Annotated in this window: 22 protein-coding genes and 1 tRNA gene; 12 read left to right on the top strand and 11 right to left on the bottom strand. The window is 42.1% G+C overall.

All coding sequences use genetic code 11. From position 1 onward, the window contains the following. Positions 1-249: 249 nt before the first annotated feature. The 7 genes from V7K31_RS08490 to topA all read right to left on the bottom strand — a co-directional run bounded on the left by V7K31_RS08490 (position 250) and on the right by topA (position 8375). Positions 250-450 carry a hypothetical protein gene (locus tag V7K31_RS08490; protein ID WP_335093770.1) on the bottom strand — a complete coding sequence of 67 codons (201 nt, stop codon included), beginning with the start codon at positions 448-450 and terminating at the stop codon, positions 250-252. A 31-nt stretch (positions 451-481) separates the two neighbouring features. Then, a complete protein-coding gene (locus tag V7K31_RS08495) occupies positions 482-700 on the bottom strand; it encodes a toxin-antitoxin system HicB family antitoxin (protein ID WP_335093772.1) in 219 nt (72 codons plus the stop codon). Positions 701-784: 84 nt separating this feature from the next. Then, positions 785-3514 carry an HD family phosphohydrolase gene (locus tag V7K31_RS08500; protein WP_335093773.1) on the bottom strand — a complete coding sequence of 910 codons (2730 nt, stop codon included), beginning with the start codon at positions 3512-3514 and terminating at the stop codon, positions 785-787. A gap of 121 nt (positions 3515-3635) precedes the next feature. Then, complete coding sequence (locus V7K31_RS08505) at positions 3636-4580, bottom strand: ADP-ribosylglycohydrolase family protein (protein WP_335093774.1); 945 nt, start codon at positions 4578-4580, stop codon at positions 3636-3638. Positions 4581-4691: 111 nt separating this feature from the next. After that, entirely contained in the window at positions 4692-5138 is a 447-nt protein-coding gene (aroQ, locus tag V7K31_RS08510; RefSeq protein WP_335093797.1) for a type II 3-dehydroquinate dehydratase, read from the bottom strand. Positions 5139-5159: 21 nt separating this feature from the next. Next, positions 5160-5300: a hypothetical protein gene (locus tag V7K31_RS08515; protein WP_300411872.1), complete on the bottom strand. Its 141-nt coding sequence runs from the start codon at positions 5298-5300 to the stop codon at positions 5160-5162. A gap of 423 nt (positions 5301-5723) precedes the next feature. Further along, on the bottom strand, positions 5724-8375 hold the full coding sequence (gene topA, locus V7K31_RS08520; RefSeq protein WP_335093775.1) for a type I DNA topoisomerase: 2652 nt from the start codon (positions 8373-8375) through the stop codon (positions 5724-5726). A 335-nt stretch (positions 8376-8710) separates the two neighbouring features. On the opposite strand from topA, the gene V7K31_RS08525 reads away from it, so the two are divergent. The 4 genes from V7K31_RS08525 (at position 8711) to V7K31_RS08540 (ending at position 11155) form a co-directional block, all read left to right on the top strand. Then, positions 8711-8857, top strand: a complete 147-nt coding sequence (locus tag V7K31_RS08525) for a hypothetical protein (RefSeq protein WP_335004876.1) — start codon at positions 8711-8713, stop codon at positions 8855-8857. 24 nt (positions 8858-8881) lie between these two features. Continuing rightward, positions 8882-9097, top strand: a complete 216-nt coding sequence (locus V7K31_RS08530) for a hypothetical protein (RefSeq protein ID WP_335093777.1) — start codon at positions 8882-8884, stop codon at positions 9095-9097. Then, a complete protein-coding gene (locus V7K31_RS08535) occupies positions 9063-10139 on the top strand; it encodes a DUF6745 domain-containing protein (RefSeq protein WP_335093778.1) in 1077 nt (358 codons plus the stop codon). Before V7K31_RS08530 ends, V7K31_RS08535 begins: the two co-directional genes overlap by 35 nt. Positions 10140-10474: 335 nt before the next feature. After that, the gene (locus tag V7K31_RS08540; RefSeq protein WP_335093779.1) at positions 10475-11155 is read left to right on the top strand and encodes an Npun_F0296 family exosortase-dependent surface protein; all 681 of its coding nucleotides are present in this window, start codon (positions 10475-10477) and stop codon (positions 11153-11155) included. A 151-nt stretch (positions 11156-11306) separates the two neighbouring features. Here V7K31_RS08540 and V7K31_RS08545 read toward each other — a convergent pair whose 3' ends face one another. Continuing rightward, a complete protein-coding gene (locus V7K31_RS08545) occupies positions 11307-12932 on the bottom strand; it encodes an iron uptake porin (protein ID WP_335093780.1) in 1626 nt (541 codons plus the stop codon). A 397-nt stretch (positions 12933-13329) separates the two neighbouring features. On the opposite strand from V7K31_RS08545, the gene V7K31_RS08550 reads away from it, so the two are divergent. The 4 genes from V7K31_RS08550 (at position 13330) to V7K31_RS08565 (ending at position 16117) form a co-directional block, all read left to right on the top strand. Then, on the top strand, positions 13330-14262 hold the full coding sequence (locus V7K31_RS08550) for a metal ABC transporter substrate-binding protein (protein WP_335093798.1): 933 nt from the start codon (positions 13330-13332) through the stop codon (positions 14260-14262). Between the two features lie 50 nt (positions 14263-14312). Then, positions 14313-15089 (top strand): metal ABC transporter ATP-binding protein, encoded by a 777-nt coding sequence (locus V7K31_RS08555; RefSeq protein WP_335093782.1) that lies wholly within the window; start codon positions 14313-14315, stop codon positions 15087-15089. 11 nt (positions 15090-15100) lie between these two features. After that, positions 15101-15970: a metal ABC transporter permease gene (locus V7K31_RS08560; RefSeq protein WP_335093783.1), complete on the top strand. Its 870-nt coding sequence runs from the start codon at positions 15101-15103 to the stop codon at positions 15968-15970. A 74-nt stretch (positions 15971-16044) separates the two neighbouring features. Then, positions 16045-16117: transfer RNA gene (locus tag V7K31_RS08565), tRNA-Phe, on the top strand. A 402-nt stretch (positions 16118-16519) separates the two neighbouring features. Here the strand turns inward: V7K31_RS08565 and V7K31_RS08570 are convergent. Together V7K31_RS08570 and V7K31_RS08575 are read right to left on the bottom strand one after the other, a co-directional pair. After that, a complete protein-coding gene (locus V7K31_RS08570; protein WP_335093785.1) occupies positions 16520-16867 on the bottom strand; it encodes a hypothetical protein in 348 nt (115 codons plus the stop codon). Positions 16868-16945: 78 nt separating this feature from the next. Then, positions 16946-17143 carry a BRO-N domain-containing protein gene (locus V7K31_RS08575; protein WP_335093786.1) on the bottom strand — a complete coding sequence of 66 codons (198 nt, stop codon included), beginning with the start codon at positions 17141-17143 and terminating at the stop codon, positions 16946-16948. A gap of 237 nt (positions 17144-17380) precedes the next feature. Between V7K31_RS08575 and V7K31_RS08580 the strand changes: the two genes are divergently transcribed. Together V7K31_RS08580 and V7K31_RS08585 are read left to right on the top strand one after the other, a co-directional pair. Then, positions 17381-17722: a hypothetical protein gene (locus V7K31_RS08580; protein WP_335093787.1), complete on the top strand. Its 342-nt coding sequence runs from the start codon at positions 17381-17383 to the stop codon at positions 17720-17722. A gap of 181 nt (positions 17723-17903) precedes the next feature. After that, positions 17904-18341, top strand: coding sequence for a hypothetical protein (locus V7K31_RS08585; RefSeq protein ID WP_335093788.1), 438 nt, complete (start codon positions 17904-17906; stop codon positions 18339-18341). A 207-nt stretch (positions 18342-18548) separates the two neighbouring features. Here the strand turns inward: V7K31_RS08585 and V7K31_RS08590 are convergent, their stop codons facing one another. After that, complete coding sequence (locus V7K31_RS08590) at positions 18549-20243, bottom strand: DUF3352 domain-containing protein (protein ID WP_335093789.1); 1695 nt, start codon at positions 20241-20243, stop codon at positions 18549-18551. Between the two features lie 145 nt (positions 20244-20388). Between V7K31_RS08590 and V7K31_RS08595 the strand changes: the two genes are divergently transcribed. Together V7K31_RS08595 and hrcA are read left to right on the top strand one after the other, a co-directional pair. Continuing rightward, positions 20389-20748: a rhodanese-like domain-containing protein gene (locus V7K31_RS08595; RefSeq protein ID WP_334823860.1), complete on the top strand. Its 360-nt coding sequence runs from the start codon at positions 20389-20391 to the stop codon at positions 20746-20748. 431 nt (positions 20749-21179) lie between these two features. Continuing rightward, the gene (gene hrcA, locus V7K31_RS08600) at positions 21180-22289 is read left to right on the top strand and encodes a heat-inducible transcriptional repressor HrcA (protein WP_335093790.1); all 1110 of its coding nucleotides are present in this window, start codon (positions 21180-21182) and stop codon (positions 22287-22289) included. The last annotated feature ends 174 nt before the right edge of the window (positions 22290-22463 follow it).

Raw genomic sequence — 22463 nt, forward strand, 5'->3', positions numbered from 1 at the left:
TTTTGCTTGCGGAAAACACCAAAATGAGAAAGTACCAAGGCATTTTGAGAAAGTCGAACGCCATTTTGCTTATTAAATATGAAGTTTTGAGTAAGCAATATCCTATTTTGCTTATTAAATACGAGCTTGTCGGGAAATAAGAGAAAATAGACAAAGGTATCCAGGTATTCAAACGTCAATCCATGCTACTTGTGACAAAGCTTTTTGAGCATCTTCTCGCTCCTAACTTGTAACAATTTTTATTTTCAATTATCCTTTAAACCGCGATAATAACTCCTCACGGGTGGCTTGGTAAATCAAATCCATATATTCATCAGTAGATAACTGGATCAATTGGGGAATAATTGCCTCCAATTGAGCATCTATTTCTCCAAACTGTAACTGAAGAAGCTTAGTAATACCAGCCCGCCGTTCAGTTTTTATGCCTTCTCGCTCCCAACTTGTTACCATTTCCATATATACGCTACAAGCTGTCTTATTCCTATTCTGTCAGAGCATCAAGTTTAGCCAGTATTCTTAAGCCTTCTTCTGCGTTCCCAGTTGCGGCCATTGCTTCAAATCTAGTACTGGTATCAAATTCTGCTAGAGCTATGGTGGAAAGTTCTTCAATCAGCTTATTTAGACTTATGCCTTTAGCTTGAGCAAGTTCTTTTAATCTGTTATACTTGTCATCTGGAAAACGAATAGTTAAAGTAGCCATTTTTGTTTAACTCCTAATAATTTCTTCGGGTTTGAAAATTGATAAGTTAGGAAATAACAATTCAGCATTTTGGAAATCTTTAAATTACGAATTCCGCGCAGCACCACTAGCCTTCAATTTCGGATAAGCAATCCGTTTGTGATGAAATTGCTGCCAAACATCGACAAATATCTGGGCAATTTGTGACATTTCTTCTCGTGTTAGTCCTGAATCTACGAGTTGATTGTCTTGCCATTTGGCACGCAGAATATTATTCAGCATTGTTAAAGCTTGTTCAGTCGAGACATCTTTAAGCGATCGCTTTTCTCCCAAATGCTTTGCTGAAGTCGATGCTTGCAGCGATCGCAGCGCCGCTTCGCAAGAATCTGCTAACATCACAATTCCGGTTTCCCGTGATTGGGGAATTGGACCATCGTAGCGAAAATCTGCGTCGTCTACCGTTAAACTTGGATCTTCTTGAGCCATTTGCTGGGCTTGGTGATGGAAATAGGCAATCAGCATCGTTCCCTGATGCTCTGGAATAAAATCTTGAATCGCCGTGGGCAAAAGGTGTTTACGTGCCATCACCAACCCTTCAGTTACGTGCTTTTTAATAATTTCTGCACTCTTCCAAGGGTCTTTAATCTCAGTATCATGTTTATTCGGCCCCCCCATTTGATTTTCAATAAAGCCAAGGGGGTCGTGCATTTTGCCAATATCGTGATATAGTGTGCCAGCCCTGACTAGTTCAACATTGCATCCTAGTTCTTTGGCAGCAGTTTCGGCAAGGGTAGCCACAAGTAACGTATGTTGAAAAGTTCCAGGAGTTTCAGTAGCGAGTCGTTTTAATAAAGGGCGGTTAGGGTTCGCCAGTTCTGCTAGGCGAATTGGAGTGACTAAATCAAAAACTTTTTCTAGATAAGGACTCAAGCCCAAGGCTACAACACTCCAGCCTAAACCTGATAAAGCAAATAACGCGGCTTCTCGGAAAACGATATACCAGGTTGAACCAAATGCTTGACCAATTAAGATTTTAACAACTAGGTAAATGCCGCCCTGAGTTAAGGCGATCGCAATACCTAATAATGCCAATTCTTCACGCGATCGCAATCGTTGTGCGATGTAACTACCTAATATTCCTCCCCCGACACCAGCTAAAAGCGCAGCCTTGCTCATATCCAAGCTAATGCCTAATATCGGCAACAGCAGTCCGACAACTGTCAACCCCAAAGTCGGGCCGTAGAAGCTTCCCAACAATAAACTAAGGGCACTCCAGGTTGTATAAGGCAATCCGATCGTGATCACTCCGGGCACACTCAAAGTCAGCAATAATACCAATAGGCGATCGCGTTCTCGCAATTCGTAATCGATATGCCGTTCTACCCAGACAAAAATGCCAATGGCGATCGCAATAATGCCGCTTAACTTCAGCAACTCCAGCCATTTCACCTCTCGGCGAATCAGGTGATAATGCTCCAGCACCTCAAAGTTCCATGCAGTAATCCCCTCTCCTTTTTTGACAATCACCTCACCATACCCTACCTTCACCATCACGGTTGGCACCCCAGCAGCATCCTTTTGAGCGTTTTGTCTCGTTTGTTCTTCATCTTTTTGCAGATTCGGCTTCAGCACAGCTAACAACAGTTTGCTTGCCAAAGTTTCAGCGTCTTCTGGTACAAATGTCTGTAATTGTAAACTCACCGCATCTTGTAAGATATTTTTTGGCAGTCCTTGTGGGATGCCTTGGGTGAGAATCCGCTCTGTAGTCTGATGGATTCCCATTTGTGTTTTTTCCCAATCCACATCTAACAAATTCAAGAGGACAGACTCCTCGTATACTGCTTTTGGGTTAACAGTCTCTAACTGTAAAAGTTTGGCAGTGGCTTGGGTGTATCTTTGGCGTGTTTGAAAAATTTTGGCAATCACTAAGGACAAGTTTTTTTCAGAAGTTGTAACGCGGTAAGATTCTAGTTCTGCTACTGCTTGAGTAAAGTCGGTGTTTTGAGAAAAATCAACTGGCTGTGTCTTCTGTGGCGTTGGTGTTGTGCGCTCTTTGCGTTCCTGATTAGGTGCAGCTATAGATGATGGACGGGATGACGCGGTGGTTCGTCCTGTTCCTTTCTTCTGCTGATTTTTACTATTTTCTATAGCCAATAGCAATGCTTGCCATTCCGAGTCAGGACAAGAGCGGAGGTAACGTTGAGTAGAGATGGACAAAATTACAGGATCAAAAAAAGGAAAAGCTCCAGCAATAGAGCGAATTTTGTTGCCATCATCCAGAAGTTCTTGCAAATTTTTGTTAATTTGTTCGTTCATCCGCGCATCAACCATCAACATTTGTAAGGAGCTATTACTGACGGCTTTGCGCTCGGCTTGTGTTCTTTTCTGATCTTCGATGCTAGCTGTGTAAGGCGCTCTAATTGTCTGGAGTGCGAGATTTCCTACTTGGAGTTGAGTCTGGTTGTATAATTTATGCCCAATAATACCAGTGAGGGACACTATAGCGATCGCCAAAATTACCGAAGAACGCTGTTCATGCACCCAGTCTAAACAGACTACATAAATACTATTCTTAGTTTTGACCGATTTTGCTTTTGACTGGAGCGCTCTTTCTTGTTTTCGGCGATGCCTACGGCGGGCTACGCCTACGCTTTTATCATTGGTTTTTGATAAAAACAGAAGTACATTCTTCAGCATAGTCCTTAGAAGTTCCCTTCTATGGCTTATACTTTTGGGACTTCTCATTAACTTTCCCTTACGGCGTAGTCCTTTGTACTGTCGCCGCCAGTTAGTCAATTGCTGGGTGAAGAACTGCAAAAATTGCTGCATTTTCATTATCTTTGCCTGCAATTGCCGACTTTGATAGCTCAAAAAAGACAATCATCAGGGAAGTTTGCTCTGCGGCTGTTGCAACTACGGTGGCGGGGGCTAATTCATAATTCGTAATTACGAATTGTTAACGCGACCGAATAACCCGAGGAGCTGCATAAACTGAAAGCAAAGCCACCTCAGATCCCTCCTCTGTTAACTCGCTTGGATTTAAGGTAAGATCATACACTCCTGACCATACCGCCACAAATGCATCAGCCAATTTTAACATTTGGGAAAAACTAGTTAGTCCCCATGCTGGAAAATTTCTCTGCAAAAGCAAGACTTGCCAATTTACGGGAATTCCACCTTTACCGTTATATGCTCCTGATAAAGCACCAGTAATTGCACCTGTAGCCTGTGAGCTTAGAGGCGTAGCATCTTGCACTTTAAAATTGCCATTGTCAGTAGCCCGCAAAACTGCAAGGCGAAAGTCTTCCAAGGTACTCAAAAAGCAGTAGAATGCCATAGGAATAATGTTACTGAGTTTTTCTTCCCTAGCAAACTCAGCTTGCGCCCTTGACAATCCAGCCCCTTGCTCTAATAAATTCTGGACTCTTAATAAATTTTTTGGTATTGATGTCGGTGTTTCTCCGATAAAAGAAATTATTTGCGGGATGAGGGTTGAGGGGTCGAGTTTTTCAGTGAGGGCAAGAGATATCGCATATCCCACTGCTAGCGTTCCATCCCGTACTACTGGGTCATCCTCCCAGATTTTTAGCACATGCAGCAAGTTTTGTCGGAGCTTAATTGGATTTTCGTGAAAAAAAAGTGCTACTGGGAGTGTGGCAATAATTATTTTTATTGATATATCATCAGTTGTTGCTAAATGAAGAGATTCTTGTTGCTGACGCCCGATCCAATCATCTAAATCTAATCTACCCAACGCAATCAAACTCTGGGTACCCAGAACCGCCATTCTGCCCAAATCTAGGTAACTCTGAAATTGTATTTCACCACCAGAGGCTAAATTTTCCCCCAGAAATGCTCCCAGCAAAGTACCTCTAAACCGACTTATAGGAGAGTAACGCATATAATTTTGGATTTTGGATCGCACCTTTGGTGCGCTTCCAGCGCAACTTGGATTTTGGATTTAAGAATTTAATCCAAAATCTAAACTCTAAAATCAATTCGTTTTTCATGCTTATATGCTTCTTAAATGATTCACTAGTGCTTGTAAGCCCAACAAGTAACTTTGCACACCAAAACCACTTATCTGCCCGATCGCGACTGGGGCGATATACGAATGATGGCGAAAATCTTCCCGACGGTAAATATTACTCAGATGTACTTCTACTGTGGGCAAGTTAACGGCAGCGATCGCATCTCGCAATGCCACACTTGTGTGAGTATATGCCCCGGCATTAATCAAAATTCCCTGATGTTGTCCTAATGCGCCATGAATAGTATCCACCAAAATTCCTTCATGGTTTGACTGCACACAAAAAACTTTCGCCTGTAGCTTGAATCCTTCTTCTTCTAACAGGCGGTTAATTTCAGCTAGTGTCAACGAACCATAAATTCCTGGTTCTCGCTGTCCTAGCAAATTTAAGTTTGGCCCGTGCAGTGCCAGAATGTTTAAGGGTTGCAACGTCGAGTTCAGCACTTTGGGCTAGTGGCGACGGCGCGAGCGATCGTTTACAGGAATCGGAATCAGTTCCGGTTCTGGCTCAACCTCTGGCCCTAACAAGCTCTCAATTAGTCTACGTGCTAACTCCTTAAGCTTTTCCAGCACCTTTTCTATATAGTCCATGAACTGACGGCTCCTGAGATACTACCTCAATTTTTGATTAACAGGTACGCAGAAAATGGCATATTTCCGCACCTCTGGCTTCCAACCTGACTGAAATACAATCCCTTATTTGGGACATAAGTCACTTCTAAAATTTGGCGTTGTGTTCTCCCTTACTTTTTAGAGTATCACACTTGCAACCTACCGAACTTCATCCTATCAAGGATGGAGATCAAGGGTCAAGAGTAAAGGGTCGGACTTTGGACTCTTGACTACTAATTTTAGATTTTGGATTAAAAGAATTTTGGGGTTTATGCCCCGCCCCTTGCGATGCCCATAGCTCTGCCGTAACCCTACAGGGAAGCAAGCTACGCAGAGCGTCTCGTAGAGAAGGGTAGGCGAAATAAATCTAAAATCTAAAATCCAAAATTGTTTGACTTGCAATTAACCTTCCGTGGCCTTTTTTTTCGCAGCAGTCGTTGATGACTTAGCAGTTGACTTCGATTTGGAACTCGTTGATTTACTCGTTTTGCGAGTCGATTTCGCTGTCGATGCCTTAGCTGCCAACAAGTTCAGCGCCGCAGCCAGCGTTATATCTTCTACCGATTCACCTTCTGGGATACTCACATTAGTCTTGGCATGCTTAATGTAAGGTCCATAAGGACCATCGTAGATGTTGATTGTTTCCCCGTCCTCTGGATGTGGACCCAATTCGCGTAAGGCTGCCTTGGACTTGCTGTTAGTGGAACTGCGTCCCTTTTTTGGCTCGGACAACAATTCCAATGCACGCTCTAGGCTAATTGTCAATACATTATCAGCAACTTTCAGGGAGCGGTAGTCTTTCCCCTCCTTACCCTGGTCATGAACAACATAAGGGCCAAAGCGCCCCAAACTTGCTTGGATTTTGCCACCAGTGACTGGATGAACTCCCAATGTCCGGGGTAATGCCAACAGACCAACAGCCATTTCCAGGGTAACGGTTTCCGGGGTGACACCTTTGAGTAGGGAGGCTTGTTTTGGCTTGGGGTTTTCGTCGGTTTTGTCACCCAATTGAACATAGGGACCATAAGCGCCAATTTTCACATAAATCGGTTCGCCAGTTTCGGGATGCCGACCTACTTGGTCAGGGCCTGTGATTTTTTGTCGCAGCAATACTTCTACCTGCTTGGGGTCGAGGTCTGCTGGTGTCAGGTCTTTGGGAATTGAGGCGGTGATCACCCCCTCCCCATTTTCCACTTCAATATAGGGGCCATATTTCCCAATGCGGACTTTGGCATCTAGATTCTCCAGTTGTACAGTCCTAGCTTTGGTGGCATCAATTTGACTTTCCTGTTCTCTGACCAGGGTTTCCAGCCCTTTTTCTCCGAGATAGAATTGCTGCAAGTAGGGTAGCCATTTCACTTCACCTGTGGCAATGTCATCAAGGGTTTGCTCCATCTTCGAGGTAAAGCTGGGATCAACAATGTCTGGGAAATGTTTTTCCAGCAAGTCGGTGACGGCGAAAGCGGTGAAGGTGGGAATCAGAGCGTTAGTCACCAATTGGGCGTAACCCTTGTCAATGATCGTGCCAATGATGCTGGCGTAGGTACTGGGACGACCGATACCTTCACTTTCTAAGGTTTTCACCAAAGTTGCTTCGGTATATCTAGCTGGGGGTTGGGTTTCGTGTCCAACTGCTTCCAGTTCTGTACAATTCGGATGATCTCCCACTTTCAAATTCGGCAAAATTACTTCCTGGTCTTCCAGTGCTGCTTCCGGGTCGTCTGAGCCTTCAACGTAGGCACGTAAGTATCCGGGAAATTCAATCCGCTTGCCAGAAGAACGAAATCCAGCGTCCTCTACTTGCAATTGCACGCTAATTTGAGTTTGGCGAGAATCAGCCATTTGACAAGCGACAGTACGCTTCCAAATCAAATCGTAAACGGCAAGTTCTCGACCGCCCAAAGCAGTTTCTTGAGGGGTACGGAAGCTGCTACCTGCTGGACGAATTGCTTCGTGTGCCTCTTGTGCGCCTTTGGATTTGGTAGTGTATTGCCGAGGTTGAGGACTGAGGTATTGTTTACCGTAGAGCTTTTCTACACAACTACGAGCAGCTGCGATCGCCTGATCTGACAAATGCACCGAATCTGTCCGCATATAGGTAATATACCCCTGCTCGTACAAATTCTGGGCAACCCGCATCGTGTCACGGGCTGAGAGGCGCAGTTTTCGGTTAGATTCTTGTTGCAACGTCGAGGTGGTGAACGGTGGCGAGGGTTTGCGCGTCACAGGGCGTTCCTCGATATCGCTAACACTCCAAGTTTTTCCAGTCAGGCGTTCCTTGAGGGCGATCGCTTGGTCTTCGTTGAGTAACAAGACATTGCGGCCTGCGGTAATTTGTCCGGTTGCTGCGTCAAAATCGCTGCCGTTAGCTATTTTCGCTCCTGCCAAAGTTACCAACTGGGCACCAAAGGGGGTTTTTTCCTTTGATAAACTGGCTTTCAAATCCCAGTAAGTACCCTCATGGAAAGCGCGGCGTTGGCGTTCCCTAGTAACTAAAAGCCGCACCGCTACAGATTGCACTCGCCCAGCAGATAATCCCCAGGCGATTTTTTTCCATAGCAGAGGAGACAGGGTATAGCCCACCAATCGATCTAAAATCCGCCGCGTTTCTTGGGCGCGAACCAACTGCTCATCAATATTGCGGCAGTTTTTCAACGCTTTTTTGATCGCGTCTTCGGTAATTTCGTGAAACACCATCCGCTTAGTCGGAACTTTTGGCTTCAGCAATTGGTATAAATGCCAACTAATGCTTTCACCTTCCCGGTCTTCGTCCGTTGCCAGAATCAGTTCATCTACGTCTTTGAGGGCTTCTTTGAGCTGAGTGACAATTTTCTTTTTGTCTTTCGGGACAACATATACCGGTTCAAAGTCGGCGTCCACATTCACCCCTAGCTGCGCCCATGTTTCCCCCTTGACGGCAGCAGGAATTTCACTAGCCGACTGAGGTAGGTCACGCACATGACCCATAGACGCCTCCACCCGATAGCCTGATGGCAAGTAGTTGCGAATGGTACGAGCTTTGGTTGGAGATTCGACGATGACGAGAGTTGACATGGAAATTTCAAAAAAAGAATAGCTACTAAGCTAAACAGTCAAATTGAGTTAATTTTTGCAAATTGTCAAGATAAAAGGTCACGCTTAGGGCGGTAATTTAATCCTCACACAAACTGCCCGTTAGGGCGAAAATCCGCTTAACTTAGGGTGCAGTCCTTCCTAAAGGATAGGGTAGGGAAACGCTGGGTGTGAATTTCCAGCTATTTCAATCTTTAACTTATCTAACGCATAATTGGCGAGTAAAGTTTTCAAAATACTCCGCAAGTGTAATACAACGATATCTTTTGTCAATTAGGCAGCAGAAGGGAAAGAGGTAAAATTTTTCATTCTGCCCAATGCCCAACTTTCATAAAGCTTGTGCCAAAATTAAACCAAACTTGAGAGCAAAAGCGAAGTGGGGTTTGTACCCATGTCAGGAAAGCAAAACTATGCAACCGATTCGTCAAGGTGATGTAATCTTACTACCTGTGCAGCAAATTTAAGGACAAAAAATACCTCACTTAACTTTGGCAGAGGGCGAACTTACGGGGCATAAACATCGCGTTACTGAGAGAAAGGCAGAATTATACGAGAAGGATAGCACACTTTATTTACGTGTGTTTTCAGAGACGGCATTGCTAGCTCATGAGGAGCATAAAGCTATTTCTATTCCCCAAGGTGATTGGATGGTCAAAATTCAGAGGGAATATGAACCTGAAGGTTGGCGTTATGTCGCTGATTGAAAAGTTAACGCCTGAGCAAGAGGCTTTGATTCCAGTTTATCGGGATAAGTGGCGTAAAATTGCGCTTTCAACTGAGCGAATTGATAGAGAGAAAGCGGCGGAAGTTCTTAAAGCTACATATACAGGTATCGGTAAACAACAGCCAGAAATTATTTTTTGTGAAAGTCCTTATGCTGGTTTAAAAATTATTTATCAAAAGCTACCTAATTTAAATTTTAATAATCTAGAATTCCTAAGTTTAAATGATAAGCTTTGCGGCTATTTTACGGCAAGCTTAATTAATAAAGATAGAGAATTTTCATATCAAACAAATACGCACATTCTTAGAGAATTAACTATTGTTGAACCAAGTTTCGCTCTCCAAGAATATGTATTAGAAGATAAAGTCCATAATCAGCCTAAATTCAATATATATTTAGGAGATCGTCTCTGGCTAAATTTGCAAAATTTGGCGAATCGTTGTTGTCGTGTGGATTTTTACGTTTCTGTATTAAATTATTCTTACAGCAAAAAAAGATGGGAAACTTTACAGTCTTTATCAAGGTTTTGTGGTTGGATTTCTCCATTTGAAAAATTTTGTATTATCTGCGATCGCCCCCTTCACCTACGCTTCGATAATCAAAATATTCTCCACGCTGAAGGCGAACCCGCCATTGAATTTACCGATGGATTTAGCCTCTACTCCTACCACGGTGTAACCTTGCCTGAAAAATACGGTAAAATCCACCCGCAGCAATGGCAATCTCAATGGCTTTTGACAGAGGAAAACGCCGAACTACGCCGAGTGTTAATTCAGGGTATTGCTTACGCCCGAATTTGCCAAGAACTACAAGCTATTGAATTAGATACTTGGCAAGAATATACACTATTAAAAATTGATAACAATGTGGATATCGAGCCGATTTATTTATTAAAAATGACTTGCCCTAGTACAAGCTTTATTCACGCCTTGCGAGTTCCACCTGAGATGAAATCAGCGCGTGAGGCAATTTGCTGGGTAAATTGGGGAATTGATCCAGAAAAATTTGGTGTGCAAACCTGAGTTTTGAGTTGGACAATAAAGCTAAAAAAATAGTAAATATAAGCATAAATGATGTATTTTACCATACATCAGTAAAATTGATTCCACAGGAGCCAACTCTAAACTTCTACATAATAAAAATAAATAATTATACACTTATCATGCTCGTATAAGTATATGTATGTAGATATTTTAGTCCGCAATTGTGTTGATATCCACTATTGTAAATAACTTTTTGCCATCTTCAGATTTATTGGCTCAATAAATTGTTTTGATAAAAATGATTCTTCCCTACTACACAAATACTCGGATGATATGCCAAGGAATGGGTATCAAATGTTTAAGGAAATAAATCAATGTCTACTCTGCAAAAACTATCATTAGCCTTAGTTGGAACAGCAGTTGTTTTCATGAGTGCTAACCCGGCTGGCGCTGTTAGCCTGAGTACAAGTAGTGGGATATCCTCTACTGAGCCTGGAGCCGTTACAGTTGATTTTAATAAGGGCGTCGCACCGACCAGTGCAGTTGCTCAATACTCTTCTCCTTCTGGTACTCCCACGGTAGTTACAGGAACCGTACCTAATCAATATGCTCAACCGCTTGGTGACCCGACCCCTTATTTAACTATTTCTCCAGTAAGCTCCAACGTTCCAGGCAATACTGGTTCTGTGACGATTAGTTTTATTCAAGCACTTGATTACTTTGGCTTGTACTGGGGTTCAGTTGACAAGTATAATTCGATCGCATTTTTTAACGGCAGTACTCTGTTGAATACTTTTACTGGCGCCCAAGTTCCTGGAACTACTGCTAGCGGTAGTCAGACTAGTCCTCAAGACAATGTTTTCGTTAATTTCTTCGCAGATCAGGGACAGACTTTTAACAAGGTAGTTCTAAGTTCTAGCGATATTGCATTTGAAAGTGATAACCATAGCTACAGACTAGCTAGTGTCCCTGAACCTACTGCAACATTGGGCTTGCTAGCGTTCGGTGTTATGAGTGCTGGTTTATTTGTGAAACGGAAATCAAAGTTAGCTTAAAATAATCTATTCACACCGTTTTAAAACTAACAATATCATTCTCATTTTAAGATATAAAACCCAGCAAAAAATGCTGGGTTTTATTTTGAAATCATTCAAAAAACCGAAGACACAAAGAATAAATTTACGTCTTCAGGTAAGATTTTAAAAATTAGAAAGTGAATGTGGTTCTCACTGTACCAATTACGATATCATCGTTTTGATTGTTATGATCTGGCGCTGTTAGCCAGATAACTCCTGGGGTAATGCTGATATTGTCACTCAGTTGATATTGATAGAAACCTTCAATGTGATATGAAGTGTCTGGATCTTTGTTGATACCTGCATTGCTAAGAGAACTGCTCACACTGGTAACTTTAGGTTCCATACCCACAACAATGCCTGCAATGTTACCTTTTTTACCAAGATCCGGGAAAGCCAGTGTGACGGCATAGTTCCAGATTTCAGCATCACCAGGAGTAACTGAAAGGACGCGAGCTTTAGTCAAGCCAGCCCAACCGCCAATCACGAATTTTGAGCTAGGTTGAAAGGATGCTTCTATACCGTAGGAGTTGCTAGAAGCATTCTGCAATATGTTGTCATTAGCGTTATTGCTACCACCACTACCATTGGCAAAAAAAGTATTTTTGTAGGCGTTAATGTAGGTCAAACCAAGGGTAATTTGGTTACTAGGCTTAACAGTTAACTGCGCGATAGCACCATAAGCACCGTTGAACAGTCCAGAGCCTGGTTGAGGATTAGCAGCATCATTGGCTAAATACCCCAAGCTTAGTTCGAGGTTATCACCGAACTCGTGTTTTATTCCTATACCAGTACCATTGACTAGATAATAAATTGGGTTGCGACTCCCAAATTGGGAAAAGGCACCGCTACCACCGTCCCCATCTAGGTACGGGTTGACTGTGTTAGTGAAATCATCAATTGCACCTGCATTTGCTTCCAGGGTGACACCTGTTTTCTTACCGAGAGGAAACTGATACAACAGCGCGTCTACCACAACTCCATTATTGTTGTTACCACCAGCAAATCGGAAGTCACCTTCTGGTGTAAAGGTAGCAGTCTGAGAGAAGGGGTCTAGGTTTGTTGCCTGAAGTCGTGTTCTGAGTAAATCTTGACCTGTGAAACTGGTGTCGAGGTTCAGACGCACTCGGTCTGCAAGGACAGTATTTTGGTTGACTTTTTGACCATTGACTGTATTTCCACTTACGACACTTGCGATCGCAATTACCACTTCCCCATTCAGTTTGGTTGTGGTTGAAAACTGATGTGCCTCCAATTCAGCAGTATGTGTTTCTACTGAATCTACACGACCTCGGAGTGTCGCCAGTTCGGCTGAAAAGTCTTCTTGCAGCTTTTGTAATGTGGCTAAATCTTCTTTTTTAACTAAATCGCCAGTGGCTGTAGCAATAAGTTCGTTAACGCGATCAAGACAAGCATTCAAACCAGCAGCAAACTCATATCGCGTTAATGCCCGATTACCGCGATAAGTGCTATTTGGGTATCCTGCAATACAGCCATAGCGCTCAACCAAGGACTGCAATGCTTGGAATGCCCAGTCAGTTGGTTGTACGTCGGAAAATTGAGACACGGAGGTAACTTGCCCTATTGTCTGATCTGGCCTTATGTTCGTACCTCTTGTGTCTGGATTAGCTAAAACTTGCGGTTGATTGATTTCAGACGTGCTGGATGTTTCACCTGCAAATGCAGCAGTATTCACAAATAGCATTACACCGCAGACTGCTGGACTAACTAGCAGATATTTACAGAATTTTTGCATTTTTTTCCTCACACTGATCTCCAATTCACACCCAAACCACGTTTTTTCAACGTGTGTTTTATAGGAATATTTGTCAGTAATTTTATCAGAAGTTAGAACCCTTTTTAAGAAAAAGAGTCAATAAATCCTAATTATTTAGGGAAAACTAAATTGCAGAGGGCTGTACCATCTGAAAAAGTTTTGTTGTTACTCATTACACAAGAAACTCAGAATGATATTATGTGTATTGAATGAGAATGAGAATTATTATAGTATAAAATGCAGAATAGGAATTGTGACAGAGACAGACTTGCATCCGTTTTGAGGAGAAAACACGGTGATTGTGAATTGCAGAGGACTTAGAACAGGCAGACAAAGAAGCGGCATCTTGCCCATAATTGCTCTGTTATTTTTGTCAATGGCTACTGGCTGTAGTCAATCGAGTCCGAATCAGGGAGCAACTTCTGAACAGTCGCCACAAGCACAGCCTACTACATCCACCCCACGGTTGCAGTCGGGAAAAACTAAAGTAGTGACGACATTTTTACCGATATATTTGTTTACTAAGGCTGTAGCTGGAAATGTGGCAGATGTAGAAATTCTAGTGCCACCTGGTACGGAGGTACATGAATATCAAGCGACACCAGAAAATGTTAAAGCGATCGCAACTGCGAATGTGTTAGTAAAAAATGGTTTAGGTTTGGAGAAATTTCTGGAAAATACTGTTAAAAATGCCCAAAATACCAAATTAGCTGAAATTGATGCCAGTAAAGGTATTAAACCCTTAAATGAAATTTCGCCTGTTGTAAAAACAGCGAAAGAGCAAGAAGACCACGAAAACGCCCAAGGTAATCCTCACGTTTGGTTAGATCCAGTTTTGGCAAAACAGCAGGTAACAAATATTCGGGATGGATTAATCGCTGCTGACCCGGCAAATAAAGCTACTTATGAAGCAAATGCTGCGGCTTATATTAAAGAATTAGAAAGTTTAAACAGCGAATTTCAGCAGACTTTACAAAAAACTCCTAGTTGCACCTTTATTACATTTCATGATGCGTTTCCATATTTAGCTAAACGCTATAACCTAAAGCAAGTTGCTGTGGTGCAAATTCCCGAAGATCAACTTTCACCAACCGATGTGCAAAATGCAGTTAATGCAGTGAAAAAGTACAAAGTTAAAGCTTTATTTAGTGAACCAGGAGTAGATAATAAACTGCTGGTTAGTCTCTCCAAAGATTTGAAATTAACTTTACGTCCTCTGGATTCTCTGGAAACAGGCGAAACAGATCCGCAACATTATTTTCAGGCGATGAAAGCTAACTTGCAAACTCTGGAAACGGCGTGTAAATAGGTTTGTCAGTTGTCCTTTGTCCTTTGCAAATGAATAATGACCAATAACCAATGAAAAATGACATTGCTATTTTGAAAGTAGAAGCATTAACTGTCTATCAAGGCAGCTATCTAGCTGTTAAAGACGTTTCCTTTGAATTGTTGCCAGGAACAGATACAGCCATCGTTGGCCCCAATGGCGCTGGTAAAAGTACCCTGGTAAAAGCGGTTTTAGATTTGATACCTCGAAGTGCTGGGACGATTGAAATATTGGGTCGCCCAATTGCAAGGCTGGGGCGTTTACGTCACCTGTTGGGCTATATGCCGCAAAACTTCATCTTTGACCGCAGCTTTCCTATTTCTGTTAGCGAATTGGTGGGGCTAGGATGGACTAATGAAGGGAAAAGAAAGGATTCATTTTTCTCCCAGATATGGAGACAAGACCGGGAAAAATCGGCAGCAGTAACAGAAGCTTTACGGCGAACTGATGCTTATCATTTACAGCATCAAGCTATTGGTACTCTTAGTGGTGGTCAACTGAAGCGGGTTTTATTAGCTTATTGTTTGGTAATGCCTCGAAAACTGTTGGTACTAGATGAAGCCTTTGCTGGTGTTGATGTGCAAGGTACAGCAGATTTTTATGCTTTGCTAAATGAATTAAAGCGGGAAGAGCGTTGGACAGTATTGCAAGTTTCTCATGATATTGATATGGTAAATCGCCATTGCGATCGCGTGCTTTGCCTGAATCAAAGCATTGTTTGTACTGGTAAGCCCGAATTTGCCCTTTCACCGCAAAATCTGTTAGCAACTTACGGACCAGGTTTCAGTCGCTACCAGCACCAACATTAATGCCCATAAGTATGAATTTATTTAATGATTGTCAGATGGCAAGGCTTGCGATCGCTAATAGCAATGACTTGGTAAGCTTGTTACAATTCCCCTTTATGCAGCGTGCGATCGTAGGTGCTGTGTTAATGGGAATACTTGGCGGTATGTTGGGAAGTTTTGTCACCTTGCGCCAGTTATCTTTTTTCAGCCATGCGGTTGGTCATGCAGCATTAGTAGGCGTGGCGTTAGGTGTGCTGCTACAAATAAATCCTACTTGGATGCTGTTACCTTTTACCTTGGTTTTTGGGGTTATTGTTCTCTACTTTATCGACAAAACCGACTTAGCTAGCGATAGTGTACTTAGCATAGTGCTATCTGGGGCATTAGCGATCGGTGTGATTCTCACGAGCCTAATTAAAGGATATCGTGGCAACTTGATGGCGGTGCTGTTTGGGGATATTCTAGCGATCGATACCACAGATTTGATTTTGACGCTGCTAGTACTTGTAGGAGGTAGCATATTTTTACTATCAACCCTGCGGCAGCAAATTTTATTGACCCTTAACCCCGATGTCGCCCAAGTTCAAGGTATTCGCGTCCAATTGTACCGCTATGTGTTTGTGGTCTTGCTTTCACTCGCCGTTGCTGTAGCAATTAAAGCTGTCGGCGTTTTACTGGTGAACGCCTTTTTAGTTATTCCCGCCTCCACCGCCAAACTGATGAGTCACCACTTTAGCCGCTTTCTAGTCATGTCGGTGATAGTTGGTTCCATCAGCAGCATTGCTGGCATCATGGTGTCAGGTATTTTCAACTTTGCTTCTGGCCCAAGTATTGTTCTTGTCCAGTTTCTACTCTTTGTAGCCGTTTTCATCTGGTTTAAGTTGAGTTTGAAAGCTGCATAACTATTTTTCTCCAAAGACTTGCTATATTCTTTAATGTTTGCTACATTGATTAATCGTGGGTCACAAAAGCCCCAGCCGGGATAGCTCAGTTGGTAGAGCAGAGGACTGAAAATCCTCGTGTCACCGGTTCAAGTCCGGTTCCTGGCATACTTTACAGCAAAATTAGCTTCTGACACAGTGGTTCACTGACACAGAAACTGACACACAAATACAACGCTATACTAGTTATGTTGGGTAGACTAATCTTCAGTGTTACGGTTACAGTGTCCTTGCTGTAGATAATGATGCCTGGTCTGGATATTTGTACCAGTTTTGTGTCAGTTAGTGCATGATAAGTAATTTGTGCTAGATAGTCATATTACTCATAGGTTTTACTCATCATTTATATAACCATAAGAAAAACACCCCAATTTAGATGGTAGGGTGTACGTCTGGCTTATCAATCACAATAGAGTACCCCTTGTGTGGAAAGTGTCACTTCAAGGTGACACTTTCCAGCAATAGGGTATAGCGTCAATAAATGACGCTTGGTAATCATGAGCAACGATATTAAGTGCTTACTGTATAGACTGGCAATATCTTCTCTTTATCCTCGCTTACAGCTACCTTTAATTTGTAAACAGTAACCTGATAGGCAAAGTTTCCATCTTTATCGAATAATTTGTGTTTCCTTTCAGCCAAACTATAGGTTTCTAGTTGTCTATCATCTCCTTCTTTTTTGAGTTCAGAGTTAAGCCTGAATTGCGCTTTTCTAGCAGAATACAGCAAGACTGCCAAAAGCTTGCAAACACTAACACCCTCTGGTAGTACTGGCATAGAAGAAATGTACTTAGCAATTTCCTTGTTTGTACATCTTGCACTTATTTGCTTAAGCGTCAAATCTGGCATTGCACCCATATTGCTTTCTTTTGCGATAAACAGACAACTAGAACCTTCCCACTAAATACCGTAATCGCATCACTACGTAATATTTCATTACTTGACCTCAGATGTCAACCACTTCTTAAAGCGCTTGGCTTGTGGTTTACGACTGGTGAGAACAAGTGAATACATCGCTGATTCATTTACAGTTGCTACTTCCTGTTTTCCACCATTGGTATATAGGATTACTATTTGATTTTTGAAAAAATCTAAGTGTTCGTAGGGTGTGTTAGACGGAACGTCGTAACGCACCCTACGTATCTTTTCAGAAATCAAATATGAGTCCTATATATAGTACATACACACTTTTCGTCATCATCAAAGGTATTAACTGAAAGGTAAGTCAGCCATTGTTGTGCATTTATATATAGTGTGTTCTGGAACAGCAGTTTAATCACGTGGTGAGTCACTTAACGAAATATTACTGCGTGACTTGCTAACTATACTTATTGGGCAAGTTATGTACGGTAAATCATAATAGAGAAAAATATGGGCAGTACACCTGACCTAACGTTTGCTCAGATTCATGCAAAATGCAACAATTCTAAAGTCGCTGAATATATTGCTTCTATGTCTGTCTTGCCAATAGGTATTAGTGTGACTGAATTTTTGGCTATTTTTTTACAAGCCGCTTGTGTGGCGCAAATCTCAGCTAATGATAATAACCTCAACGTTAAAGCTGATCAAAAATTAAATGCTTACCCATTACCGACTACTAGTATTATCATGACAGACACTACCAATAACCTTCAGTACTACACAGCTACTTATAAATTAAATTTTGTAGTAGGAATAGGCGAAAAAACCAATATAGTAGCAGCTTATATTTAAAATATTTCCTAATATTTTAGTATCATCTTTTAGTGGTGCTTTTATAGGTAGTTTTCATGCTGATATACCCTATTACCGTAAAGTGACATTTGAGATGTCATTTCAGATGTCATTTAGAATGTCATTCCAGCATGACACTTCACAACAGAGGGTATAGTCGGACTTTTGGCTGTCGCAAGTGGTGAAGGGTAACACTAAAGCACAAGCGCTAGTATCAGCGTGTATGCAGGAAGCGTTACAGCGTCGTTGTGACACTGCTTTCCAAGTAACCAAGAGTGAGCAACAGTATGAGAAACAATCGGTTGTCAATAGGGATTCGTGGGAACAGTCACGCCAATATCTGAGAGAGTCACATACTTCCTTTACTCTTGCCTGTGCAAAGTGGAAGTTTAACCCGGCTCAAACGCACGACCTTATTACTATTGCTCTGTGTGGTATGACTGCTGCTGAGTTGCGTATGTTGGATGTAATAAATGGTACGGCTGATGTCGGATTAAATCACATCTCAAATTTAGATGCAATGAATAGGGTAGCCAAGGTAAAACATCAGTTCAGTAAGTACAGGAAGGGAAACATCGCCGACCGCATAACAAGGGCGAAAAAAGACGCTGCTAAGTAACAAAATATCCCTTAGTGACTGCAATCGCTAAACAAATACAAATAGCAAAGGCTACAGAAAATCTACGTAAATATCATAGGACAAAAAAAAGGTAGAAGGCAAAATATCACATGATGTACATCATAGTCCCCTCTCGAAGAGTGGGGAGGGGGTTGGGTTCTTGTACTTCGCGCTATACCTTCTACACTTTTACTCGTTGTGAAAATCTCACGAATTATGGAGTTTGAAGAAGACGCCACCTTTAAGCGATCGCGTCTCAGTTCCATAACTACTAACTGTGAGCGATCGCAGATTATTAAAAAACGGTTTCCCTAACACTTCCACTAGTTTGAGAATCGGTACTTGACGCTCTAACAAATTCTGGCTCTTTGTCCAATCAAGATATATATAGCCTTGGTTTGGTAAGGGAATTGCAGCGATACTATCTTTGAAATTGGGATTGTCAATTATGGAATTACCCTTAGTTATAAGGATTTCATTCATCGTTTCTAAGTCAGACGTGAAAATTTCATAATTTCCGAAAGTTGTATGCAATCCCCGCACTTTTGTTTCAACGCTGAAAGATGCTCCTTCTTTAACATCACTTTTTTTAGTAGCAGTGGTTAACTCTGTCCAAGCGGAGATTTTTTGCTTGTCTATAGTCAGGGGATTAGTGCTGAGTCCGTTGGATGAAGCGATCGCATCCAAACGAGCAACACCTTGTTCTACACCCTCGGATTTTTCCACCACAAAAATCCAATGAGGGGTTGTTTGCTCTTTCTCAGGTAACAATGCTATGGCGTATTCTCCCTTTACCCAGCTAAAAATATCCTCTGGTAAATTTATACCCCAGCCTTTTTGAATATCCGCCAAGGGTTTTGCTAATCGAGAAACCACATCCTCAGAACCATATATGGTTGCTGTCGCTTGTCTCCAGAGTTTGGCTAAATCACTGTTACCCAAATTACTCAAATTTGAGCCGGAAATTGCCAAACCTGCGGACGCTGGAATATACTGCAATGCTCCCACAGGTTTAGATAGTGGTGCAGATGGGGGGACAATTTCCGATGAAGTCAGAAAGGTGGTTTCTGCTAGTAATCCTTTAGGGTTTAACGCCAGGGATATGATTTGGCTGTTATAAAGTTGTTCGGGTAACTCTAACCCTTGCCATTTTGCCACAATGGGAAGATTCAAGAAAGCTACAGCTAAACCCCCTTTGGGAAGTTGTCTTGTCGCTTTTTGGTATTCGGGCGAGCTAGTCAAATTCAGATCGGGCGCTTGGACGTTATTGATCGCATCTCGCAGCACTTTCGGATCGTTGGCAAACAACACAAAGCCTTCACCAACAACAGCACCAGCTAGATAATTTTGGATTTTGGATTTTGGATTTTGGATTTTCTCTTCTGTGATTACTTCCTGATTGTCATAAATCAGCTTTACGCCTTTGTATTGTTCAACAGCTAAGTTTGCTCCAGCTAGCGCCCGTTTGGAAAACAACAACTCAACAAACTCGCGGCTTTTCTCCGGTTCCTTGGTTGCTAGTGCCAATAGATACCCTGTCTGCTGTCCGTTTTCTAAGTCCCGATCAATATCTAAGGTAGTGATAGCTAATGTAATTTCGTCCCCTAACCAGGGTTGAATGTCTTGTTTGTAATCTATGCCACTTTTGGCGAATAAACTGGTTTTGAGTTTAGATAGTTCCTCTTCCCGTTCCAACGCCTGCAAACGGTCAGGATTCGCTAGTAATGATACCATTACAGGCGAAAGTTTCGACACGAATATGGCTGCACCAGGCTGGGAGGTAGAACCAATCAGGTTAGCCGGACTTTTGCCGAAAAACCAGTAAAAGCTAGCGATCGCAATTACTAGCAGTGCGATCGCACCTGCGATGATAAAACCGATAAATGAACGTTGCCTATTCACATTAAACCTATTAAAAAAGACGGTTTACAGCCATTTAAGCAGAAAGCTTACCAGAATTAATCAGCCCTGTTGAGAATGGATGCTGATGCCAAGGCAGAGATTTTCTGTCACCATAAATAGTATTAGGATTGTTCACAGAAACCTCATGACAGGGAATTCTTTTAGTCAACCCATGAACCATATTAGTGTAAAAGAACTGGCACAACGTCTATCTTCTAGTGATCCAAGTATTCAGCTAGTAGATGTGCGTGAACCAGAAGAATTGGCGATCGCTAGCATTGAGGGCTTTGTCAATCTACCTTTAAGTCAATTTGCCGAATGGGGAGATCAAGTACCCAATCTCTTCAATCCCCAAGCTGAAACTTTTGTGCTATGTCACCACGGCATCCGCTCCGCCCAAATGTGCCAGTGGTTAATTGCTCAAGGTTTTACAAATGTGCAAAATATTTCGGGTGGTATTGATGCTTACTCCCTATTAGTTGACCCTTCAATTCCCCAATATTGATTTCTGACTGAATCCATGACTCAGCTGGGATTTACTCTTCCAGCTGGCTTCTGCTATTGTAAAAATAGGACTGCATCAACTTAAAGTTTTGAGGGGAAACTTTACACCTTTTGCTAGTGAGTATATATTCACGGACTTTTTCGACCCAAATATATCAGCTATTCTAGAAAAATACGTATTCAATAATACTGTTATTAGTTTAAGGTTATGCAAAAATACTGCTATCAGTAAAGGCAGCTTTTACAGTACAAACCTAGATCCTATTTCAAGCGCATTCTCAATAAATGCTGGACGTAAACTTTAAAAATACTTATCATTAGAGAACTCGATAATTTGCTATCTTAATTAATTATTAATAATTTTTGTTTGCGATCAAATCTAGAAATTTCTTCAGAGTTTGATTAAAATTTGCCTTCAGTAAAACATGCCCTATGGAAGTCCAGTTGACAAATCGACAACAGCATATACTTTGGGCAACGATACGTCACTATATTGCTACAGCAGAGCCTGTTGGTTCAAAAGCTTTGGTTGATGAGTACGACCTCGGAGTAAGTTCAGCTACAATTCGCAATGTGATGGGCGTTTTAGAAAAATCTGGGTTACTTTATCAACCACACGCCTCCGCCGGACGAATACCTTCAGATTCAGGCTATCGCATTTATGTTGATCAGCTAATTACACCTTCTCTGCGAGACGCTACGCGAACGGAAACTTTAGGGCGAGAAGTAGAGGTAGAACTGCAAAAGCTTCTCCAGTGGGAAGATCGCAGTTTAGAAACCCTACTGCAAGGAGCTGCCCAAATTTTAGCAACCTTGAGTGGTTGCATTAGCTTGATTACCATGCCGCAAACCACTACAGCGCTAGTGCGACATCTGCAATTAGTGCAAATAGAAGCCGGAAGGATCATGCTGATTGTGGTGACAGATGGTTATGAGACACATTCCAAGCTAATGGATTTGTCGCCAATACCAGAGGAAACACAACGCGAACCAGAAGTAATTGATCGCGAGTTGCAGATTGTTTCTAACTTTTTGAATAGCCACTTACGGGGGCGAAGCCTGTTGGAATTAGCCAACCTCGACTGGAGCGAACTAGATCAGGAGTTCCAACGCTACGGGGAATTCTTAAAAAATTCAGTTGCCGAATTGACTCGTCGCACTCTTGCACCGACTGCAACCCAAATTATGGTTCGGGGTGTGTCAGAAGTTTTGCGCCAGCCGGAATTTTCCCAGTTACAGCAAGTACAAACGATTATCCACCTGCTGGAAGAAGAACAAGACCAACTATGGCGATTAATATTTGAAGAACCAGAGTTTGATGATGTTGCCAAGCCAAAGGTAACGGTTCGCATTGGCGCAGAAAATACTCTAGAACCAATACGCACCTGCACCTTAATTTCTTCTACTTATCGCCGAGGTTCAATACCAGTGGGAAGTGTGGGAGTTTTGGGTCCAACGCGCCTAGATTATGAAAGTGCGATCGCAGTCGTAGCATCTGCTGCTGATTACCTCTCAGAAGCTTTCAATTATTTCAATCCTTAAGGTAATGTTTAGGAATAAGCTGCTAGGAGTCTAGACGGGGGAACAATGCCATTTTGTAGCGACAAAATCAATAATTAATCCTACTTAAATCTTTCATGGTTAACAATACCTTCGCCAAAATTAGAGGGTTAGAGCTAGACAAAAAAGCTAAATTCCCTATACGCTAAGGGTTTC

The sequence above is a fragment of the Nostoc sp. genome (assembly GCF_036917675.1).
Lineage (GTDB): Bacteria > Cyanobacteriota > Cyanobacteriia > Cyanobacteriales > Nostocaceae > Nostoc.

Excerpts from the sequence above, each read along its gene's own strand:
- V7K31_RS08495 (WP_335093772.1), bottom strand. The coding sequence starts at position 700 with ATGGCTACTTTAACTATTCGTTTTCCAGATGACAAGTATAACAGATTA.
- V7K31_RS08555 (WP_335093782.1), top strand. The coding sequence starts at position 14,313 with ATGAAAAATGACATTGCTATTTTGAAAGTAGAAGCATTAACTGTCTAT.
- V7K31_RS08515 (WP_300411872.1), bottom strand. The coding sequence starts at position 5,300 with ATGGACTATATAGAAAAGGTGCTGGAAAAGCTTAAGGAGTTAGCACGT.
- V7K31_RS08505 (WP_335093774.1), bottom strand. The coding sequence starts at position 4,580 with ATGCGTTACTCTCCTATAAGTCGGTTTAGAGGTACTTTGCTGGGAGCA.
- V7K31_RS08535 (WP_335093778.1), top strand. The coding sequence starts at position 9,063 with ATGAACCTGAAGGTTGGCGTTATGTCGCTGATTGAAAAGTTAACGCCT.
- hrcA (WP_335093790.1), top strand. The coding sequence starts at position 21,180 with ATGGAAGTCCAGTTGACAAATCGACAACAGCATATACTTTGGGCAACG.
- V7K31_RS08550 (WP_335093798.1), top strand. The coding sequence starts at position 13,330 with ATGGCTACTGGCTGTAGTCAATCGAGTCCGAATCAGGGAGCAACTTCT.
- V7K31_RS08580 (WP_335093787.1), top strand. The coding sequence starts at position 17,381 with ATGGGCAGTACACCTGACCTAACGTTTGCTCAGATTCATGCAAAATGC.
- topA (WP_335093775.1), bottom strand. The coding sequence starts at position 8,375 with ATGTCAACTCTCGTCATCGTCGAATCTCCAACCAAAGCTCGTACCATT.
- V7K31_RS08525 (WP_335004876.1), top strand. The coding sequence starts at position 8,711 with ATGCCCAACTTTCATAAAGCTTGTGCCAAAATTAAACCAAACTTGAGA.
- V7K31_RS08545 (WP_335093780.1), bottom strand. The coding sequence starts at position 12,932 with ATGCAAAAATTCTGTAAATATCTGCTAGTTAGTCCAGCAGTCTGCGGT.
- V7K31_RS08490 (WP_335093770.1), bottom strand. The coding sequence starts at position 450 with ATGGTAACAAGTTGGGAGCGAGAAGGCATAAAAACTGAACGGCGGGCT.
- V7K31_RS08595 (WP_334823860.1), top strand. The coding sequence starts at position 20,389 with ATGACAGGGAATTCTTTTAGTCAACCCATGAACCATATTAGTGTAAAA.
- V7K31_RS08500 (WP_335093773.1), bottom strand. The coding sequence starts at position 3,514 with ATGAAAATGCAGCAATTTTTGCAGTTCTTCACCCAGCAATTGACTAAC.
- V7K31_RS08570 (WP_335093785.1), bottom strand. The coding sequence starts at position 16,867 with ATGGGTGCAATGCCAGATTTGACGCTTAAGCAAATAAGTGCAAGATGT.
- V7K31_RS08560 (WP_335093783.1), top strand. The coding sequence starts at position 15,101 with ATGAATTTATTTAATGATTGTCAGATGGCAAGGCTTGCGATCGCTAAT.
- V7K31_RS08540 (WP_335093779.1), top strand. The coding sequence starts at position 10,475 with ATGTCTACTCTGCAAAAACTATCATTAGCCTTAGTTGGAACAGCAGTT.